The sequence below is a fragment of the Variovorax paradoxus genome, assembly GCF_029919115.1.
In the GTDB taxonomy this organism is placed as follows: Bacteria; Pseudomonadota; Gammaproteobacteria; order Burkholderiales; family Burkholderiaceae_C; genus Variovorax; species Variovorax paradoxus_O.
In genome coordinates this window covers 3,822,627-3,840,032 of record NZ_CP123990.1, presented here as the reverse complement: position 1 = coordinate 3,840,032, position 17,406 = coordinate 3,822,627, and the positions used below count along the sequence as shown (strand labels likewise).

The 17,406-nt window shown below is 63.9% G+C and carries 17 protein-coding genes; 6 read left to right on the top strand and 11 right to left on the bottom strand.

Annotated features, from left to right (window positions below):
• Positions 1-7 precede the first annotated feature (7 nt).
• Entirely contained in the window at positions 8-1,666 is a 1,659-nt protein-coding gene (locus tag QHG62_RS18455) for a DUF4139 domain-containing protein (RefSeq protein WP_281146985.1), read from the bottom strand.
• A gap of 187 nt (positions 1,667-1,853) precedes the next feature.
• Between QHG62_RS18455 and QHG62_RS18450 the strand changes: the two genes are divergently transcribed.
• Positions 1,854-2,273, top strand: coding sequence for a PaaI family thioesterase (locus QHG62_RS18450; RefSeq protein ID WP_281146984.1), 420 nt, complete (start codon positions 1,854-1,856; stop codon positions 2,271-2,273).
• On the opposite strand, the gene QHG62_RS18445 is transcribed toward QHG62_RS18450, so the two are convergent.
• Positions 2,209-3,447 carry an acyltransferase family protein gene (locus QHG62_RS18445; RefSeq protein ID WP_281146983.1) on the bottom strand — a complete coding sequence of 413 codons (1,239 nt, stop codon included), beginning with the start codon at positions 3,445-3,447 and terminating at the stop codon, positions 2,209-2,211. The genes QHG62_RS18450 and QHG62_RS18445 overlap by 65 nt on opposite strands.
• A 160-nt stretch (positions 3,448-3,607) precedes the next feature.
• Between QHG62_RS18445 and QHG62_RS18440 the strand changes: the two genes are divergently transcribed.
• From QHG62_RS18440 to QHG62_RS18425, 4 genes are all read left to right on the top strand, one after another.
• The gene (locus tag QHG62_RS18440; RefSeq protein ID WP_281146982.1) at positions 3,608-4,507 is read left to right on the top strand and encodes a LytTR family DNA-binding domain-containing protein; all 900 of its coding nucleotides are present in this window, start codon (positions 3,608-3,610) and stop codon (positions 4,505-4,507) included.
• Positions 4,508-4,688: 181 nt separating this feature from the next.
• Positions 4,689-5,891, top strand: a complete 1,203-nt coding sequence (locus tag QHG62_RS18435) for an ammonium transporter (RefSeq protein ID WP_281146981.1) — start codon at positions 4,689-4,691, stop codon at positions 5,889-5,891.
• A gap of 63 nt (positions 5,892-5,954) precedes the next feature.
• Positions 5,955-7,094: a Fic family protein gene (locus QHG62_RS18430; protein ID WP_281146980.1), complete on the top strand. Its 1,140-nt coding sequence runs from the start codon at positions 5,955-5,957 to the stop codon at positions 7,092-7,094.
• 78 nt (positions 7,095-7,172) lie between these two features.
• On the top strand, positions 7,173-8,108 hold the full coding sequence (locus tag QHG62_RS18425; RefSeq protein ID WP_281146979.1) for a succinylglutamate desuccinylase/aspartoacylase domain-containing protein: 936 nt from the start codon (positions 7,173-7,175) through the stop codon (positions 8,106-8,108).
• Between the two features lie 6 nt (positions 8,109-8,114).
• Here the strand turns inward: QHG62_RS18425 and QHG62_RS18420 are convergent, their stop codons facing one another.
• The 6 genes from QHG62_RS18420 to QHG62_RS18395 form a co-directional block, all read right to left on the bottom strand.
• Positions 8,115-9,062: a restriction endonuclease gene (locus QHG62_RS18420; protein ID WP_281146978.1), complete on the bottom strand. Its 948-nt coding sequence runs from the start codon at positions 9,060-9,062 to the stop codon at positions 8,115-8,117.
• A gap of 68 nt (positions 9,063-9,130) precedes the next feature.
• Positions 9,131-10,018, bottom strand: coding sequence for a M23 family metallopeptidase (locus QHG62_RS18415; RefSeq protein ID WP_281146977.1), 888 nt, complete (start codon positions 10,016-10,018; stop codon positions 9,131-9,133).
• A 34-nt stretch (positions 10,019-10,052) separates the two neighbouring features.
• On the bottom strand, positions 10,053-10,580 hold the full coding sequence (locus QHG62_RS18410) for an rRNA large subunit pseudouridine synthase E (RefSeq protein ID WP_281146976.1): 528 nt from the start codon (positions 10,578-10,580) through the stop codon (positions 10,053-10,055).
• Between the two features lie 132 nt (positions 10,581-10,712).
• On the bottom strand, positions 10,713-11,357 hold the full coding sequence (locus QHG62_RS18405) for a DUF4276 family protein (RefSeq protein WP_281146975.1): 645 nt from the start codon (positions 11,355-11,357) through the stop codon (positions 10,713-10,715).
• Between the two features lie 3 nt (positions 11,358-11,360).
• Positions 11,361-12,593, bottom strand: a complete 1,233-nt coding sequence (locus tag QHG62_RS18400) for an AAA family ATPase (protein ID WP_281146974.1) — start codon at positions 12,591-12,593, stop codon at positions 11,361-11,363.
• Between the two features lie 199 nt (positions 12,594-12,792).
• Positions 12,793-14,607 carry a glutamine--tRNA ligase/YqeY domain fusion protein gene (locus QHG62_RS18395; RefSeq protein ID WP_281146973.1) on the bottom strand — a complete coding sequence of 605 codons (1,815 nt, stop codon included), beginning with the start codon at positions 14,605-14,607 and terminating at the stop codon, positions 12,793-12,795.
• A 134-nt stretch (positions 14,608-14,741) separates the two neighbouring features.
• On the opposite strand from QHG62_RS18395, the gene QHG62_RS18390 reads away from it, so the two are divergent.
• A complete protein-coding gene (locus QHG62_RS18390) occupies positions 14,742-15,086 on the top strand; it encodes a hypothetical protein (protein WP_157614836.1) in 345 nt (114 codons plus the stop codon).
• Positions 15,087-15,179: 93 nt separating this feature from the next.
• Here QHG62_RS18390 and QHG62_RS18385 read toward each other — a convergent pair whose 3' ends face one another.
• Genes QHG62_RS18385 through QHG62_RS18375 form a run of 3 tightly spaced genes read right to left on the bottom strand, consistent with a single transcriptional unit; the run spans position 15,180 to position 17,397 of the window.
• Positions 15,180-16,034 carry a LytR/AlgR family response regulator transcription factor gene (locus tag QHG62_RS18385; RefSeq protein WP_281146972.1) on the bottom strand — a complete coding sequence of 285 codons (855 nt, stop codon included), beginning with the start codon at positions 16,032-16,034 and terminating at the stop codon, positions 15,180-15,182.
• Positions 16,031-17,104: a sensor histidine kinase gene (locus QHG62_RS18380; protein WP_281146971.1), complete on the bottom strand. Its 1,074-nt coding sequence runs from the start codon at positions 17,102-17,104 to the stop codon at positions 16,031-16,033. Before QHG62_RS18380 ends, QHG62_RS18385 begins: the two co-directional genes overlap by 4 nt.
• Positions 17,101-17,397 carry a 2TM domain-containing protein gene (locus tag QHG62_RS18375; RefSeq protein ID WP_281146970.1) on the bottom strand — a complete coding sequence of 99 codons (297 nt, stop codon included), beginning with the start codon at positions 17,395-17,397 and terminating at the stop codon, positions 17,101-17,103. The genes QHG62_RS18380 and QHG62_RS18375 overlap by 4 nt, the downstream gene beginning before the upstream one ends.
• Between the last annotated feature and the right edge of the window lie 9 nt (positions 17,398-17,406).

The following is a 17,406-nucleotide window of genomic DNA, read 5'->3' as shown; positions in this document are numbered from 1 at the left end:
GCCGCGCTCAGCGCATCTGCAGGCGCGCGTCCTTCGGGTAGCTGATGGTGTAGTCGGCCGCCGCGCGCGCGGTCTTGCCGGCCTCCAGGTCGAAGCTCCACATTGCGAGGCCGGGCTGCTTGTTCCAGGCCAGCTCGCCCGGCTGCGGCGAGAACTGCGCGGCCACGCGCACCTGCTCGTCGACGGAAACCGGCGCCGCCTCGAGCACCTGCACCGCAACGGGCGTGCGGTGGCGGTTTTCGACCACATAGGCGCGCTGCACCTTGCGCTCGGCGCGCGAACCGACAAAGCCGCCCGTGCCTTGGCTGTCCTGTTCGGGCTCAGCCTGCACGCGCACGAGTTGGTCGCGGCCGAAGGACAGGGTGAGCTTTGCATCGCTGGGCGCGTTCCAGCGCCCATTGCCGACGAAGTTGCCGTCGCGATAAAGCTGCAGCGGGCCGGCCGGCCACACACCTGCAGGCTGCGGAAGTTCTGCGACCAGGAAGGCACTCGGGTCCACGCGCGGGCTGGTGCGCGCGGCAAGCTTTGCCGTGTCTTCGTGCTGGCCCAGCGCCAGCGTGACACGCTGGCCGTTGGAGGGGACGTCGATGCTTTGCGGCACGGCAAATTCGGTGGCAAAGCTGTTGTCGAATATGGCCACGTCGAAAAGCGGCTCCGCAGCTTCAGCCATTGCGCGCTTCCGGTCGAGCGATGCAGCGGGTGCCGGCGCTGCCATCATGGCAACGGCCGGGCTTGCGGGTGCACGCTGCGGCGGCTCGATGCCGATGCGCCACGCAGCTGGCGTGCGGCCGGCGGTTTCGCGGCGCGGCTGGCCGGTGGAAAGCACCAGCTTCACGCCTCGCCAGTCTTCGCCCGTGGCCTGGGCCACCAGCGCCTGCCGCTCGATGCGCACCTTGCGGGTGGTGGTGTCGAGCAGCGCGCGGTAGGTGGGCGTCCAGCCCGGGCCGTTGACCTGGTAGCTGAGCTTCACGTCGGTATCGGCACTGGCGGCCAGCGTAACGGTGACAGCCACCACTTGCCCGCCATCGCCCTGCGAGCGCTTGCGTTCGGCAAGCAGCGGGTTGAGCTGCCGGTCGATGTCGGTCTGCTTGCGCTGGATCTGGTGCTGCTTCAGCAGCGACTCCTGGCCGCTTCTGCGCATGGCCTCGGTCATTGCGGCAAGGTTGCGCGCATCCATGGGGGCACGGGCGCCTTGCGCCGGCTCGCCGCTGCCCGAGAGGCCCTTGAGATAGCCGGTGACCAGGCCGAGTGCATCGCTCTCGGCCTGCAGCGCGGCCTTCTGGTCCTCCAGGTCGCGAATGCGGCCGTCGAGCGCGCTGGTCGCGCAGCGCGCCGAGAGTTCGCGCGCCTCGCTGAGCACCGAGGTTTCGCCCAGGCGAACCGAAGCACCGGCCGACACCTGCAAGCTCTGCACGTCGAGCCCGGCGGGCAGGCAGGCAAAGGTGACCGACCGGCTGCCGGCCGCGACCCGCGCCACGCGCTCCACGGTCGCGCTGCCCGGGTAGACCTTGACTTGCGTGATGCGCGATGCGTCCGCGCCGCCGGCCGCGGTTGCCACGGCCTGCGCATACGCGCCGGTGCCGAGAACCAGCCAAGCTGCGGCAATGACGGTGGCGCGCAGGTCGGCACGGAAGAAGAAGGAGGAAGAAGAAGAGATTGCTTTCATCGGAGCCTCGGTAGTGGATCGTTCCTCCACTCATACGGCGGGGCTCGCAGACCGGGGTTAAGGCCGGTTGAAAAATTGCTGTCGCCAAGGCAACTGCCCAAACGCTTCGGGTCACCGGGGCGACGGTGCGGTGCGGAGCCGCTTCGTAGAGTGGCCGCTCCACCCCTTTCTTTTCCGAAAGACCGCCATGCTCGACACCATCCAGGCCATCAACAAGACCGCAGCCTTCAATCGCTGGGCCGGCTTCGAAGTCACCCGTGCTGCCGCCGGCGAAGCCGAGCTGCGCATGGAATGGCGCGAGGAGGACATGGGCCAGTACGCCGGGTTCTTGCACGCGGGGCTCATCGGCGCAATGCTCGACACGGCCTGCGGCTTTGCAGCCGCCACGGTGGCGGGGCGGGTGCTGGCGTCGCACTTTTCGGTGAACTGCCTCTCGCCCGCGCTGGGCCGGGCCTTCATTGCGCGCGGCAAGGTCGTGAAGGCCGGGCGCAAGCAGGTGTTTGCCACCGCCGAGCTCTACGGCCAGGGCGAGGGCGACAGCCTCAAGCTCGTGGCGACGGGGAGCGCCATTCTTGTTCCGGTGGAAGAGGCTGCGCCGCCAAAGTGATTTCTGTCTTGCCGCGGGTGCGCCGTGGCTTCAACCCGAACAGCGGACGCACCCAGTCGAGGCGGCGAATCACCCCGTCGGTGAGCACCCAGCAGCCGGCGATGGTCAGCGCCACCAGCAGCATCGGTTCCAGCACAGGCCCCAGGGCAAGAGGTGCAAGCAGCCCAATGCCCGCGATGATCAGCGTCTGGTGCAGCACGTACCACGGGTACACGGACTCGTTGGCCCAACGGAGCCAAGGCCAGGGCCTGTTCAGGTAGCGGTGGCCGTGCCCGAGGATGGTGGCAACCGCCAGCCAAAGGTAGAGCGTGCGCAGCGTGTCCATCAGCTCGCCCGAAGGCGGCCCCTTCATGCCGATGCGCAGCACGATGAAAGCGCCGATTGCCGCTGCAGCCAGCGCGAGTGAGAAGCGGCGCAAACGCGCCAGCTCGCGCCACACCGCGGTGTCCGCGCCCATCCAGTAGCCGTACAGAAACACCGTGAAGAAGACGCTGTGCAGGTAAAAGTCGCGAACCAGGTTGTGCGTCGGCGGAAAGTGCCGGGCCAGCAGCATCGTCCACACCAGCAATGGAAGCGCCGGCAGAAACAGCAGCTTCCAGCCCCGTAGCCCGTTGAAGCTGCGGCGCATCCATTGGCCCCCGCGCGAGCGCCACAGCGGCAGCGTGAGCGCGATGAGCGCCGTGTAGGCGAACAGGTACGGCAGGTACCAGAGGTGGTTCCAGGTAATGCCGAATTCCGCGCCGGCGAATGCCTGCTTGGGCCATGGGGCGCTCATCGACAGGTAGCGCAGCAGGAATGCGCCGAAGCCCGGTGCCACCAGCCCATTGGCCACGCCCTCGGCATAGGCCTGGTAAGGCACGACCACCGCCATGCCGAACGTCAGCGGCAGCATCAACCGGGCACCGCGGCTGCGCAGCAGACTCCAGGTGCCCTGGTTGCGGGTCAGGAAACCCAGCGACACGCCCGAGATGAGAAACACCAGGTCCATGCGCCAGAGGTTGAGTACGCGCATCGGCCACTGCAGCCATTCGGCCGCGTGCGGGCTCTTCAGGTGCCAGGGCCAGTCGGCCACGTAGTACATCGCCACGTGGTACAGGATGACCAGCAAAAAGGCCAAGGCGCGCAGCGCATCGATGTCGTGCCGTCGATCGGGCGGGGCGGAGGATGCAGCCATCGAAATTCCTCGAACAATGCAAGAGAGAAGCCGCGATGGTCGTGTCCAGCCGCCGCCTGCGGGTTGCCGAAGGGACGGATCGCCCCCTCTTTGTGACGAGCGGTGGCTGCCAGGGACGAAAAGCGCCCCTCCTGGCGTGCGGATCGCGAGAATCCCGGGCATGGGAGATTCCCGAAAGAACCTGTACGAGCGCTATGAGCCTATCCGCCGCCGGGTGGAAGTCGGCTTCTGGCTCGTCTTCATGGCGCTGCAGGCGGTGTTCAACACCACCGTGGCGCTGATCGATGCGCGCGATCGCGCGGTGCCGCGCGCACCCTGGGAAATCGTGACCTGGGAAGTGTCCAGCCACCTTGTGTTGCTGGCGCTGGTGCCGGCGGTGGTTGCCGTGCAGCGCCGGCTGTCGCCGCTGGTGCGCACTCATTTGCCGCGCTTTGTGGCCTGCCACCTGGCCGCCAGCGTCGTATTCAGCCTGGTGCATGTGGCCGCGATGTTCGCGCTGCGGGCGGTGGTCTATTCGGCCATGGGCGAGCGCTACGACTTCGCAGGCTGGACGGGGCGCTGGGGCTACGAATACCTGAAGGACGTTCGCGCCTACCTGTCGATGGTGTTCGGCATCTGGGTCTACGGCGTCTTCATGCTGCGGCTGCAGGGCGAGGCGCGTGTGCTCGACGCGCCCGAGGCAGCGCCCGCCGAACCCGATGCCCCCCGAGCGGAACCGTCCGCCCCGCCCGCCCGGCCCGAGCGCTTTCTGGTGCGCAAGCTGCGGCGCGAATTCCTGATTGCCGCCGGCGACATCGAGTGGCTGCAGGCCCAAGGCAACTACGTCGGCCTGCACGTCAACGGCCACGACTACCTGCTGCGCGCCACGCTCACCGACTTCTTGACCCAACTAGATCCCGCCAGCTTCGTGCGCGTGCACCGCAGCCATGCGGTCAACTTGGGGCGCATCAAGGAAATAGAGCCGCTGGACGGCGGCGACGCCCGGCTGCACATGCACGACGGCAGCACGGTGCCATGCAGCCGCCGCTACCGCGATGCACTGCGCGTGGGCACGAGTTGAAAAGGCAGTCCCCGGCTCGTGGTGTCCCGTTCCGGTGCGGTCTTTGCACTGAGAAGGCTCATTGACCTCCAGTTCGCACCATCAAAGAGCTTGCAGGCACCATTTTTGCTTCCTTGCGGCGCTGCCCCGGGCGATTCGGGTGCAATGCACCAATTCAAACCAAAAACTGCAAGAAGCTCCAATGGACGCACTCAAACAGGGCGCAGACGCGCTGTTCATCCTTCTCGGCGCCATCATGGTGTTTGCCATGCATGCCGGTTTCGCCTTTCTGGAACTGGGGACCGTGCGCAAGAAGAACCAGGTCAATGCACTGGTCAAGATCCTGGTCGACTTTTCGGTCTCGACCATCGTGTACTTCCTGGTGGGCTATGGCGTGGCCTACGGCACGCATTTCTTCGTGGGCGCGACCGAGCTTGCGGCCAAGAGCGGCTACGAACTGGTGAAGTTCTTCTTTCTGCTGACCTTTGCAGCGGCCATTCCGGCCATCATTTCGGGCGGCATTGCCGAGCGCGCCAAGTTCTGGCCCCAGCTCATTGCCACGGCCGTCATCGTCGGCCTTGTCTATCCGCTGTACGAGGGCATCGCGTGGAACAAGGCCTTCGGCATCCAGGGCTGGATTGCCTCGGCCACCGGCCACGAGTTTCATGACTTTGCCGGATCGGTGGTGGTGCACGCGGTAGGCGGCTGGCTGGCCTTACCGGCCGTGCTGCTGCTGGGCGCGCGCCGCAACCGCTACCGGGGCGACGGCTCGCTGAGCGCGCATCCGCCGTCGAACATTCCTTTTCTGGCGCTGGGCGCGTGGATCCTCTGTGCGGGCTGGTTCGGCTTCAACGTGATGAGCGCCCAGACCATCGACAAGATCTCGGGGTTGGTGGCCGTCAACTCGCTCATGGCCATGGTGGGCGGCACGCTGGTGGCGCTGGCCATGGGCAAGAACGACCCCGGCTTTGTGTACAACGGCCCGCTCGCCGGGCTGGTGGCCGTGTGCGCCGGTTCCGACCTGATGCACCCGCTGGGCGCGCTGGTGGTGGGCGGTGTGGCCGGCGCCATCTTCGTTTCGATGTTCACGCTCACGCAGAACAAATGGAAGATCGACGACGTGCTCGGCGTATGGCCGCTGCACGGCCTCTGCGGCACCTGGGGCGGCATCGCAGCCGGCATCTTCGGCGCGCAGGCACTGGGCGGTATTGGCGGCGTGAACGTGTGGGCACAGCTCATCGGCACCCTGATGGGCGTGGCGTGGGCCGCGCTTGCGGGGGCGGCGGTTTATGGCGCGCTCAAGGCCGCGATGGGGCTGCGGCTCACGCAGGAAGAGGAATACGACGGCGCGGACCTGTCGATTCACCACATTTCGGCTACGCCGGAGCGTGAGGTGAATTGGTAATGGGACCGGGCTGAAGCGCATTTTCGTTGAATACGCTTCAAATATGAAGCGTATTTCCCTAGAATGCGCTTCATGTGGATCTGGCAAGCCCAAAAATGGCCGCACTTCAACGTCGATGCGCGAGCCCTGCAGCCTGCGCTGTCGGCCGCGCGCCTGGCCCAGGGGCGCATGCTGGGCGTGGCGGGCAACCTTCAACTCGTCGACCTGAGCGAGCTCCAACTCGGCGAGTGGACGCAAGAAGCCATTTCTACCGCCCAGATCGAAGGCGAAACACTTCAAGTCAATTCGGTGCGTGCCTCGGCGGCGCGGCGGCTTGGCCTTGCGCCGGCCGACCGCGTGCCAAGGGATGCGCGCACGGAAGCCACGCTCGACATTGTTGAAGCAGCCGTTGCGCGTTGGGATGAGCCACTTTCAGAAGGGCGGCTTCTCGATTGGCACGCGGCGCTTTTCCCGAACGGACGAAGCGGCATCACACGCATCGTGATGGGTGGCTACCGTGTCCACGAAGACCCCATGCAGATCGTCACTCCCCGCATCGGCAAGCCGGACACGGTGCACTATGAAGCGCCTCCTTCACGCGATGTGCCGGCTCAGATGAAGGCGTTGCTCGAATGGTTCGAGGGCGGCCGGGAGCGGGCAGAAATGGACGGCATCGTGCGCAGCGCCATCGCGCATCTTTGGTTCGAAACCATTCACCCATTCGAAGACGGTAATGGCCGGATCGGCCGCGCTCTGAGCGACTTGGCGCTGGCGCAGGATCTGCGCAGCAACCAGCGTCTCTTCAGCATGTCTCAGCAGCTATGGCTCGACCGCGCGGGTTACTACAACCAATTGCAGGCCGCCAGTGCTCAAGAGAGCATGGATGTCACGCCGTGGGTGCGCTGGTTTGTCGGCTGTGTTGAAAAGGCGTGCCTCTCAACGCTGGCCCAGATACAGGCCGCGGGCGCCAAGGCTGGCTTCTGGGCACTTCTGGATGCTGCGCATCCGCAACTCACGCCGAGCCAGCGCAAGGTGTTGAACAAGCTCTATGACGCCGGGCCCGACGGATTTCTTGGTGGCATGAGCACGGAGAAATATGTGGCTATCGCAGGTGTGTCGCGCGCCACTGCCTATCGGGAGCTGACCGAAATGGTGGCATCGGGCTTGCTCGAAAGAACAGGGCAGGGCAAAGCAACCCGGTACGCACTTGTTCGCCCGATGTAGCTGGGCTAGCACAGGAGCAAAAAAGCGCCGCCTGTAGCAAACTCGCCCGACCCCTCCGCTTGAATATTCACACAGCCAATGACCCAAACGCCCCCCGCCCTCGAAGTCCTCCCCCGCGACATCTCCGCGTACCGAAAGGGCAACATCGGCATCGATTACGTACACCGCTTCGAATCGGGCAAGCCCGGGCCGCACGTGCTGATCAATGCGCTCACGCACGGCAACGAAATCTGCGGCATGACCGCCGCCACGCATCTGCTCGACACCAACGTGCGCCCGAAAATCGGCACGCTGACCGTGAGCTTTGCCAACGTGGATGCGTACGAGTCGTTCAACGAGGCGCTGCCCTTCGACAGCCGGCAACTGGTGCACAACCTCAACCGCATCTGGTCGCCCGAATGGCTCGACGGCACCGAAGACAGCCCCGAACTGCGCCGCGCCCGCGTGCTGCGCCCGGTGGTGAGCGCGGCCGACCACATTCTGGACATTCACTCCACCAGCCAGCCCGTCGTACCGTTCTGGGTGTATCCCGCCTACGACCGCAACGCCGAGGCGGCGCTGGCCATCGGCCGCCCTTCGGTGCACCTGGTCATGCCCGACGGTCTTGGCTCGGGCACGCCGCTGATCCAGCATGGCCGCCATGGACTGCCCGAAGGCAAGGGCGTTGCGCTGGTGGCCGAATGCGGCCAGCACTTCCTGCACTCCGCCTCAGAACTGGCCACCGCCATTTCGCTCGACTTTCTGGCGCACTTCGGCCTCATCGACAAAGACCCGGCTGTGCCCGCGCCCGGGCCGCAACGCCGCTTCGAGCTGCTTCAGACGCACATCATCAAGTCGGAAGAGTTTGCATTCGTGCGCCCGCTGATCGGCTTCGAGACCTTTGCCAAGGGCGAGCTGATTGCCACCAACGGCCCGGACGAGATTCGCGCGCCGTGCGACGACTGCACGATCTTCATGCCCGCGCAACGCGTGATCGTCGGGCGCGAGGCGGTTTATTTGACGAAGCCGATTTGAGATCGGCTACGCGACGGACGTTTTCGACTTCGGAATGGTTCTGCCGCGGCACTTGGGGAAGTTGGCGCAGCCCCAGAAACTGCCATCGTTCTTGGTCGACGGTTTTTCGACCATCTTGGTGCCGCAGCTTGCGCAAGTAGGCCGCCAATATTCGCCTTCGTAGGCCACGGCAAGCAATGCAGCTTGCTGCTCGGGCGTGCGCTGGGCGATCAATTCGAGCAGGGCGGCGCCATCTTGCGCATGGATGCCGTTCGCCTTGGCAAACGCCCTGGCGTCGGCAGAGAAAACCCCGCTCGTGACGTAAGTGCCGCTCTTCAGCTGATGTGAGGCCATTACGCCAAAGAATTCCCGCATCTCTTTTACCCCCACCACTTTGCCTTGCCAGTGCTTGCATTGAACGATGCGCGGCACGTCGCTGTGTTTGGACTGGAGCCAGATGTCGACGCCGCCGTCGGCACCGTGCGATTGGCTGCGTGTGGTGAAGCCGGCCTGCGCATAGAGCGCTTCGCACAGGGCCTCGAAGCGGCGCCATTCGATGGCTGCGAGTACGGCCGGGCTCCAGCGCTGCGCGTGCTGCGGCGCGGGTTCTGCGGGAGAGTGGCTTGGCTGGGGAGGCGTTGGCGCAAATACAGGCTCGCGTTTCGCGGCGCCAGAAGGTGGTGGTGTGGGCTGCGTCACCTTGGCAATAGTTGGCTGTTGTGCAGCGCGCTTCACCTCAGGGAGCGCCGCCTTGCGTGCGACGAAGTAATGCAGTGCCAGCAGCACCGCTCCGAGCGCCAGCGCTGCCCAGCCGGCCGGTCGAAGTGCGGGGCCGATGGTCCCGATGATCGAGCCCTGCATGAAGCTCGGTCCCACCAGCAGCAGGACGCCGACGATGATCACCGTCCATCCCTTGCCGGCCAGTTCTTTTCGTGCGCGCTCCCGGCGTCGCTCGGCTCTTGTTTGCTTGGCCATTGCCCACCCCTGCTTTTGTGTGGCGCGAGTTTATGAGGAGAGCGGAATTCAGGCCTCAGGGTGAGTACTCAAGCCGCAATGAATAGCGCCGGATCCACCATTGCCCGGTTCAGCATCACAGACCAGTGCAGATGCGGCCCCGTGACGCGACCGGTGGCACCCACGGCCGCAAGCTGCTCGCCGGTCTTCAGCACATCGCCCACCTTCACGTCGACGCGGCTCAGGTGGCAATACATCGTCAGCAGGCCGCCGCCGTGGTCGAGCCACACGGTGCCGCCATTGAAAAAGTAGTCGCCCGTATCGATCACCCGGCCCGGCAGCGGTGCCAGCACAGGCGTGCCGGTGCCGGCCGCGATGTCCATGCCACTGTGCGGATTGCGCGACTGGCCGTTGAACACGCGGCGCAGGCCGAACGAACTGGAGCGGCGGCCCGGCACGGGGACGCGCATCTGTAGCGAGGCGTCGGGCCGCAGATCGGTGAGGGTGGCCATCACTGTGGCAAGGTGCGCGCGTTCGCGCTCGTAGCGCGCCTCGTCTTCGGGCGAGAGGTCGACGGTGCGCGGCGGCACTGTCAGGCGCTGCTCGCGATACTGCTTGGGCTCCACGGTGTAGGCAATCTGCTTTTCAGCGCCGCTTTCGGGGCGCACAACAATGCTTGCGTCGCCTGGCGTGGCCGCAAGCGGAATGCCCACGAGCGCCGTCCGTTCGATGGCGTCGCCCAGCACAAGCAGCGGCACGTCGCCTGAAAAGGCGGTCGGCCGTTTGGCATTCGGGCCAAGCGACAGCCGCGCGACGCCGCCCGGCACCTGGGACGCGTGCGGCCACACCTCGGGGCGCTTGTGCTTGGGCTTTGCAGGGGGCGCAGCTGTGGCGTGCGTGGCAGGCAGCGCCAGCAGGCCCAGCGTGCCGAGCAATGCGTGGCGCCGATTCAAGAAATGGAGTTGGTTGCTGTGCATACGGAATCGAATAGATGAAATGTGTGCTGCGGCGCTAACCGAGCCAGGTGCCGGGCGCCAATCCGTCCAGCGTGTGCGGCCCGATGGAAGCGCGAATCAGGCGCAGGGTGGGCAGGCCCACTGCGGCGGTCATGCGCCGCACCTGCCGGTTGCGGCCTTCGCTGATCGCCAGCTCCAGCCATGCAGTGGGAATGCTCTTGCGTTCGCGGATGGGCGGTTGCCGCTCCCACACATCGGGCGGGGGATCGAGCAGGCGCGCACGGGCCGGACGCGTGAGGCCGTCGTTGAGTTGCACGCCTTGGCGCAACGCGGCAAGCGCCTCTTCAGTGGGCACGCCTTCCACTTGCACCCAATAGGTCTTCTCCATCTTGAAGCGCGGATCGGCGATGCGCGCCTGAAGCTGGCCGTCATCGGTGAGAAGCAGCAGGCCTTCGCTGTCGGCATCGAGGCGTCCGGCGACATAGACGCCCGGAACATCGATGAAGTCTTTCAGCCCGCGCCAGCGACCCTCTGGCGTGAACTGGCTGAGCACGCCGTAGGGCTTGTTAAAGCGAATAAGCACAGCCGGAGAACTTAAGCGTGACTGTTTGGCGTGAGCATATTTGCAGCACGCAAGGCTGCACCACAAACGCGAAATCGCGCCGAGAAGAAGGCAAGAACGATGCGGAAGTCCGCATGAACTTCTAATGGAGCGTTACGCAACAATGCCGCGCAAGCCGTCTCGGAACTTGCGAAAGCTGGGTGATTCATTTTGCTCGATATTCATCAGCGGCCCTATGTGATCTGCCCACGAGTGTTTGACTTGTCCCGGAAGCGGCCATCCGGCCTTTTTGATCGATGCTGAACCGCCAGGGTGCACAGCATCGGCAAGCAATTCCCAAGTGCCGCATACGCTGTCTTGCTGATACCGATCGAGGATTTCTTTTTTAGCCTTCGGGTAGGCTGTCAGCAAAGCGTGCCGGTCTCCAAGGAGCCAAGCTTCCATTTCTTCAACGGCCAGTCGAAACAAGACGTTGGGTGTAGGCTGACACTGGTGAAGGAGGGCCTCCAGTTCGTCGAGAAAAGCCTTGCAGTCGCGGCGATCACTGTCAAGTACCACTACCACTGCATCATAGCCGGGTGTTTTTCCGTAGCCAGTGAGCAATCGCGGCAATTGATTCAGTAAGGCTCGCTTAGCGGGGTCACCTTTGGCCGTTAACCCGGGGGGCAAACGACCAATGCCCTTATACGAATGCACTCGCCACGTGTGATGTGTGTCGTGATTTCCAATCAAAGAAGGAAGCAGCATCTCAATCAATTTAGCACCCGAGCTGTCTTCCACCAGCACTTCAATGTGCATGGCTTACCTCGCGTCCAAATAGTCGCTGTACCAAAGACCGCCGAGTGGTAGGCCTTCGTCCACGAGGTTCTGCACTAGCGCTAGATCAGATACACGACGGATAGTCGAAAAGCCGTCTGGACCCTTCTCAAGAATCCAGACCTCTTTGGGAGAGAGTGCGTCTACAAAATAGGGCTGATGCGTCGTCACGAAGATCTGCGGCGCATTTTTCTTCCCAGTCGCGTGGCTGCGCAGTTCGCTTGCTAACGAGTCGAGAAGACGGTGATACAGACCGTTTTCAGGCTCCTCGATACAGATGAAGGGCGGCGGTTCCGGATCTTCCATTAACAAAAGGTAAGCAAAAATCTTCAGCGTTCCGTCCGACATCTGTCCCGCATAGAACGGATCGGAAAAAGCTCCGTCGTTGAACTGCAATAAAACACGCTTGTCTTCGGTGACGATGGTCTTGATGCTCTGAATTCCAGGGATTTTGCTAGCAATACGCTCGAGGATCGATTTAAAACGGTCCTTGTGTTCGCGTTCCATGTGCTGCACCACGTTACCGATGTTGTCGCCGTGGATGTTGAGGTGCCGCTGTGCGCCCGCGGAGGGGATAGAGCGCGCCGCATCTGGATGGAAGTACGACAAATACCAACCCTTGAGGAAATCCCGAAAGCGCTTGATACGTGGGTGCTCTTTCAAAGTGCCAAGAGTGGCAATGCCAAGCTGTCTAAGATCAGTTAATTCGACCTCCTCCTGAGCGCGGTCTTCCTCACCGCTAGTCGTTTCTACGGCCTCCTCACCCGCCCATACCTTGCCCTTACCGTGGTCCAACCGAAGAAATGGGTAAGGCCTTCCATGTTTTGCCCCTTTGCGACGTTGCTTCAAAACTTCTGATTGCACGTACGGCCGACCGCTGCCGTCTAAATTAATGGCAAGCTCGTAGGAGATGGGGCGCTCTCCCTTGGCTTCGCGGTAGTAAATTTCGAACTGAATCGGCTCCAGAGTTCCCAGCGATCGCATTCGCTCGAAACCACCACGCTGCTTGTCGTCGCAGGCAGTCTCCACATCCGTCGAAAGGCAATCGGCAACAAAACCGAAGGCATCAAACAATGTGCTTTTTCCAACTCCGTTTTTGCCGATCACGACGGTAAATGGAGTTAAGGGGTCTCCTTGCTGCTGCGTAGACAACCTGCCGAGCGTCACGTCATGCAAGGCGCGGTAGTTTCGAACTCGAAACCCTTCGATTAGAGCCATATCTTCGTCCTCTTATTCGGTTTGTAGGAGCGGCCAGCTTGCGATGCTGAGCTGATGTTTCGTGAATTTGAAAACCCGAAAAAGTCGCATGCTTAGAAGAAACAACTGACTGGTCGCGGGCGAATTTGTTGCGACTCTCGTTGAAGTTTCATCAAGATCGAATACGGCTCATTGAGCCGTATGCAGCGCGACTAGATTCTTATTTGCTCCAACCATCCCTCATCCCGGCGGCCCGATTGAACACGAGAACGCCTGATGCACCCGCCTTCGCATCGAGCACGAAGTACCCGTGCCGCTCGAACTGAAATGCCGCGCCGTCTTCAGCCTTGGCCAATGACGGCTCGACGAACGCAGAGCAGGTTTCAAGGCTGGCCTTGTTCAGTTCGTCCATCAGCTCGCCGCTGCCCGGGTTGGCTGCCGCAAACAGCCGCTCATACAAGCGCACTTCGGCCTGCACCGCATCCGCCGCAGCCACCCAGGTGATGTTGCCCTTCACCTTGATGGCGTCGGCGCCGGGCGTGCCGCTCTTGGTGTCGGGCACCAGCGTGGCTTGCACTTCAATGAGCTTGCCGCTCGCGTCCTTGGTGCCGCCGGTGCATTCGATGACGTGGCCGTATTTGAGCCGCACCTTGTTGCCGGGGAACAGGCGGAAGAAGCCCTTGGGCTGCACTTCCTCGTAGTCGGTGCGCTCGATCCACACCTCGCGGCCCAGCTTGAACTCGCGCTTGCCCATTTCGGGGTGGTGCGGGTGCACGGGGGCGGAGCAGTCGTCCAGGAAGTCGTCGCCGCCCATGAGTTCGCCCCAGTTGGTAATAACCAGCTTCACAGGGTCGAGCACGGCCATGGCGCGCGGCGCGATAGGGTCGAGGGTGTCGCGCAGCGCCGCTTCCAGGCTGGCGTAGTCGATCCAGCCGCCGGACTTGGTGGTGCCGCTGCGTTCGCAGAACAGCCGCAGCGCCTCGGGCGTGTAGCCGCGGCGGCGCAGGCCCGCCAGGGTAGGCATGCGGGGGTCGTCCCAGCCGTCGACGTGCTTTTCTTCGACCAGTTGGCGCAGCTTGCGCTTGCTGGTGAGCACGTGGGTGACGTTGAGGCGCGCAAATTCATACTGGCGCGGATGCGGGCTGGCGATGAGGCCGCCTTCGGCAAGGCGGTCGAGCAGCCAGTCGTAGAAGGGGCGCTGGTCTTCGAACTCCAAGGTGCAGATGGAGTGGGTGATCTGCTCCAGCGCGTCTTCGATCGGGTGCGCAAAGGTGTACATCGGGTAGATGCACCATTTATCGCCGGTGTTGTGATGCGTTGCGCGCCGTATGCGGTACAGCGCGGGGTCGCGCATGTTGATGTTGGGGCTTGCCATGTCGATTTTGGCGCGCAGGACGGCGGCGCCGTCGGGCAACTGGCCGTCTCGCATGGCGCGGAAGCGGGCAAGGTTTTCTTCAAGGCTGCGGCTGCGGAAGGGGCTGTCGGTGCCGGGCGTGTTGAAGTCGCCGCGGTTGGCGCGAATTTCTTCTGCGCTTTGTTCGTCCACATAGGCCAGGCCGGCACCAATCAGGTATTCGGCGGCGCGGTACATGAAGTCGAAGTAGTCGCTCGCAAAATACTCGTGGGGCTGCAGGGTGCCGGGGGCGCTGGGGCGGTCTGCCAGGTAGGTTTCGTAGCCGAGCCACTTCACCGCATCGCGGATCGAATCGACGTATTCCTGCTCTTCCTTCTCGGGATTGGTGTCGTCGAAGCGCAGGTGGCACACGCCCCCGTATTCCTTGGCCAGCTCGAAATTGAGCCAGATGCTCTTGGCATGGCCGATGTGCAGGTAACCATTGGGCTCGGGCGGAAAACGCATGCGAACCTTGGCCGGATCGGCCATGCCCTGGGCATGATGGGCAGCATCGCCGGGCGAGCCACCCCACTTGCGGCCAGAATAGGCACCCTGCGCAAGGTCGTTTTCGATCACGTGGCGCAAGAAATTACTCGGTGCAGCGGCCGTTTTCGCGCTGTCTTTGTGGGTCGGGGAGGTCATTGCGGCATTCTAGAGTGCACCCCTTGCCAGTTACGTTTGGCAACGTTCTTCACATTACGGCGGGCAACCGCTTTGCATTTGGCGCGTTCAATACCTACATGGGCGGAAACGCCCCAACCAGGAGTTCAAAGATCATGAGCCTCACACGTTCAACCTTCTTCAAATGGGCCGCCGCGGGTGTCGTGGCAGCCGGCGCCTTGTTTGCGGCCACTTCGGCCAGTGCCCGCGGTGACGTGAGCTGGTCGGTGGGCGTGGGCCTTCCGGGCGTGTCCGTGGGCGTTGGCGCTCCGGCCTACTACCCGGCCCCGGTCTACGCCGCTCCGGCACCGGTGTACTACGCACCGCCGCCCCCGGTGTACTACCGTCCGCCGCCGCCGGTGTATTACCGCCCGGCCCCGGTGTACTACGCTCCCCCGGCGTATTACGCGCCGCGTGGCTACTACCGCGGCTATGGCCACGGCCATCGCCACTGGCGCTAAGCGGTAGCGCCTTCAAGGCGCGATTCGCCAAAAGTCAAAAAAAGCCGGCTCCCTGAAAGGGCCGGCTTTTTTATGCGCGCTTGACTATCGATTTCACATCGCACGAAAGAGGTGGCCGTAAAGGCGGCTGACGGGAATTTTCTCGGGCCGGCCTTTCAGGTCTAGGTGCAGCTTGCCGGCCTCGTCGCGGTGCACCGCTTCGATGGCCGCGCTGCGCACCACCACCGCGCGGTGTACCTGCCAGAAGATCTCGGGGTCGAGCTGCGTCAGCAGTTGCTTGAGCGGCGTGCGAATCAGGTACTCATGCGTAGCGGTCAGCACACGGATGTATTTGTCGGCCGCCTCGAAGTACAGCACCTGATCGATCGGAACCATGCGCACGGTGGCGCCGCCGGCTTCGCTGGCGGCAATCATCTTCAGCGGCGCGGTAGCGGCCTGCGCTGCCGATCCGCCATTGGCGGCACCCGCACCTGCGCCGGCCGCATTCAGCAGCTGGCGCCATTGCGCAAGGGTTCTTTCCAGTGCCTCGTCTGCCGCGGCCGGCTTTGCATGCTGCGGCTGAGAGGCCAACGCCTGCTGGAGCCGCAGCACGGTCTTGCGCAGGCGCTCGGGTTGCACGGGCTTGAGCACGTAGTCGATTGCCTGGGTCTCGAACGCGCGGGCGGCGTATTCGTCGTAGGCGGTCACAAAGACGAGCTGCGGCATGGGCGCTTCGTCGGTGGGCCAACGGTCGGCCAGTTCGGCCGCGGCACCCAGGCCGTCCAGGCCGGGCATGCGAATGTCGAAGAAAAGCACCTGCGGCAGCAGCTGCAGCGCCTCGCGCACGGCGCTGTGGCCGTCGCCCACGATGGCAGCCACCTGCAGTTCGGGCCACGCCGCGGCCAGTTCGGCCTTGAGGGCCTGAGCAAGCAGGGGCTCGTCTTCGGCGATGAGTGCGGTCGGGTTCATGCGTGTGGTGGCAACGGAAGGCTGAGTGTGGCGCAGGTGCCGCCCGCGGGCGCGGCGGCCAGGCTCATGCGGCCCTGGTCGCCATACACCGTGGCAAGCCGTTCGCGAACCTGTTCGAGCCCGAAGCCGCTGCCTCCGGATTGCGCGGGCTGGGTTGCACCGAGGCCGACGCCGGTGTCGCTCACTTCAATGACCAGCCGGCCTGCGTCCTGCCTTGCGCGCACTGCTATCTTGCCGCCCTCGACCTTGGGCTCCAGCCCGTGGCGAATGCTGTTTTCAACCAGTGGCTGCAACAACAACGGCGGCACCGGTGTGTCGCGCAAGTCGGCGGGCAGGTCTAGCGTGTAGTGCAGGCGCTCGCCCATGCGAACGGACATCAGCTCGAGGTAGTCGGCAAGCCGTTCGAATTCGGCCGACAGCGGATGCGAGAGCGCGCGCGAGCCGCTGAGCGTCATGCGCAGGTAGTTGTTCAGGCGGTCGAGCATGGCCACTGCGCGGGGCGGATCGATGGTGATCAGCACGCGCAGGTTGGCCAGCGTGTTGAACAGCATATGCGGTTCGAGTTGCGCCTCCAGCAGCTTGAGCCGCGCCTCGGTGGCGTTGCGCTGCGCCTGCTCGATCTGGCTGCGCATGTACTTGCTGCGCCCCAGGCTGTAGAAAAAGAAGCACATGCAGATGGTGGCCGTCACCGTGATGATGATGGTGGTGGCGAGCCTGCGCTCCTCGAAGCTGCTGAAGTTGAGCAAGGGCTGGTGGGTCCATGCGTCGCCGATCGCATTGCCCCCGAAAAAGCCGGCCAGCACACCGGCCGCAACCAGCAGATAGCCCCAGGGGCCGGTTGGCCAGAGAATTTCGCGGTGTCCGCTGATCAGCAGCCGGCCCACATCGATGAAGAGCCAGCTGATCAACCCGATCGACAGCGAATACACCATCTGCGCGCCCCAGTCCCCGTGCTGTGTGATGGCCAGCGCCGCCGCGATGAAGCAGCAGAAGGCCACCGTGATCAGCCCATGCCTGAGCATGCTGCGGATGTTCTCCGCGCGAAAACGGGGGAGCGCGCCAACACTCATCCGCGCTCTCCGGCGCGCAGGGCTTGCCGTTCGCGTTCTACCAGCCGGTCATAAAAACCGCCGCCGGGCGCAATGAACCAGATCACGGCGCCATGGATCAGCAGGCCCAGGCCCCAGCCCATGAGCGGATACACCGCCCAGCCATGGCCGCGCGACGCGGAGAGCGCCACCAGCCCAAGGTTGACCAGCACATAGACGAAGGCATGGATGTACCAGCCCATCTTGGCGCCGGCGCGGCGGCGCGCTCGCTTTTCGATGTCGGGGGCGGAAGGGTTCGCTTGTGTGTGGTTCACGACGGTTCT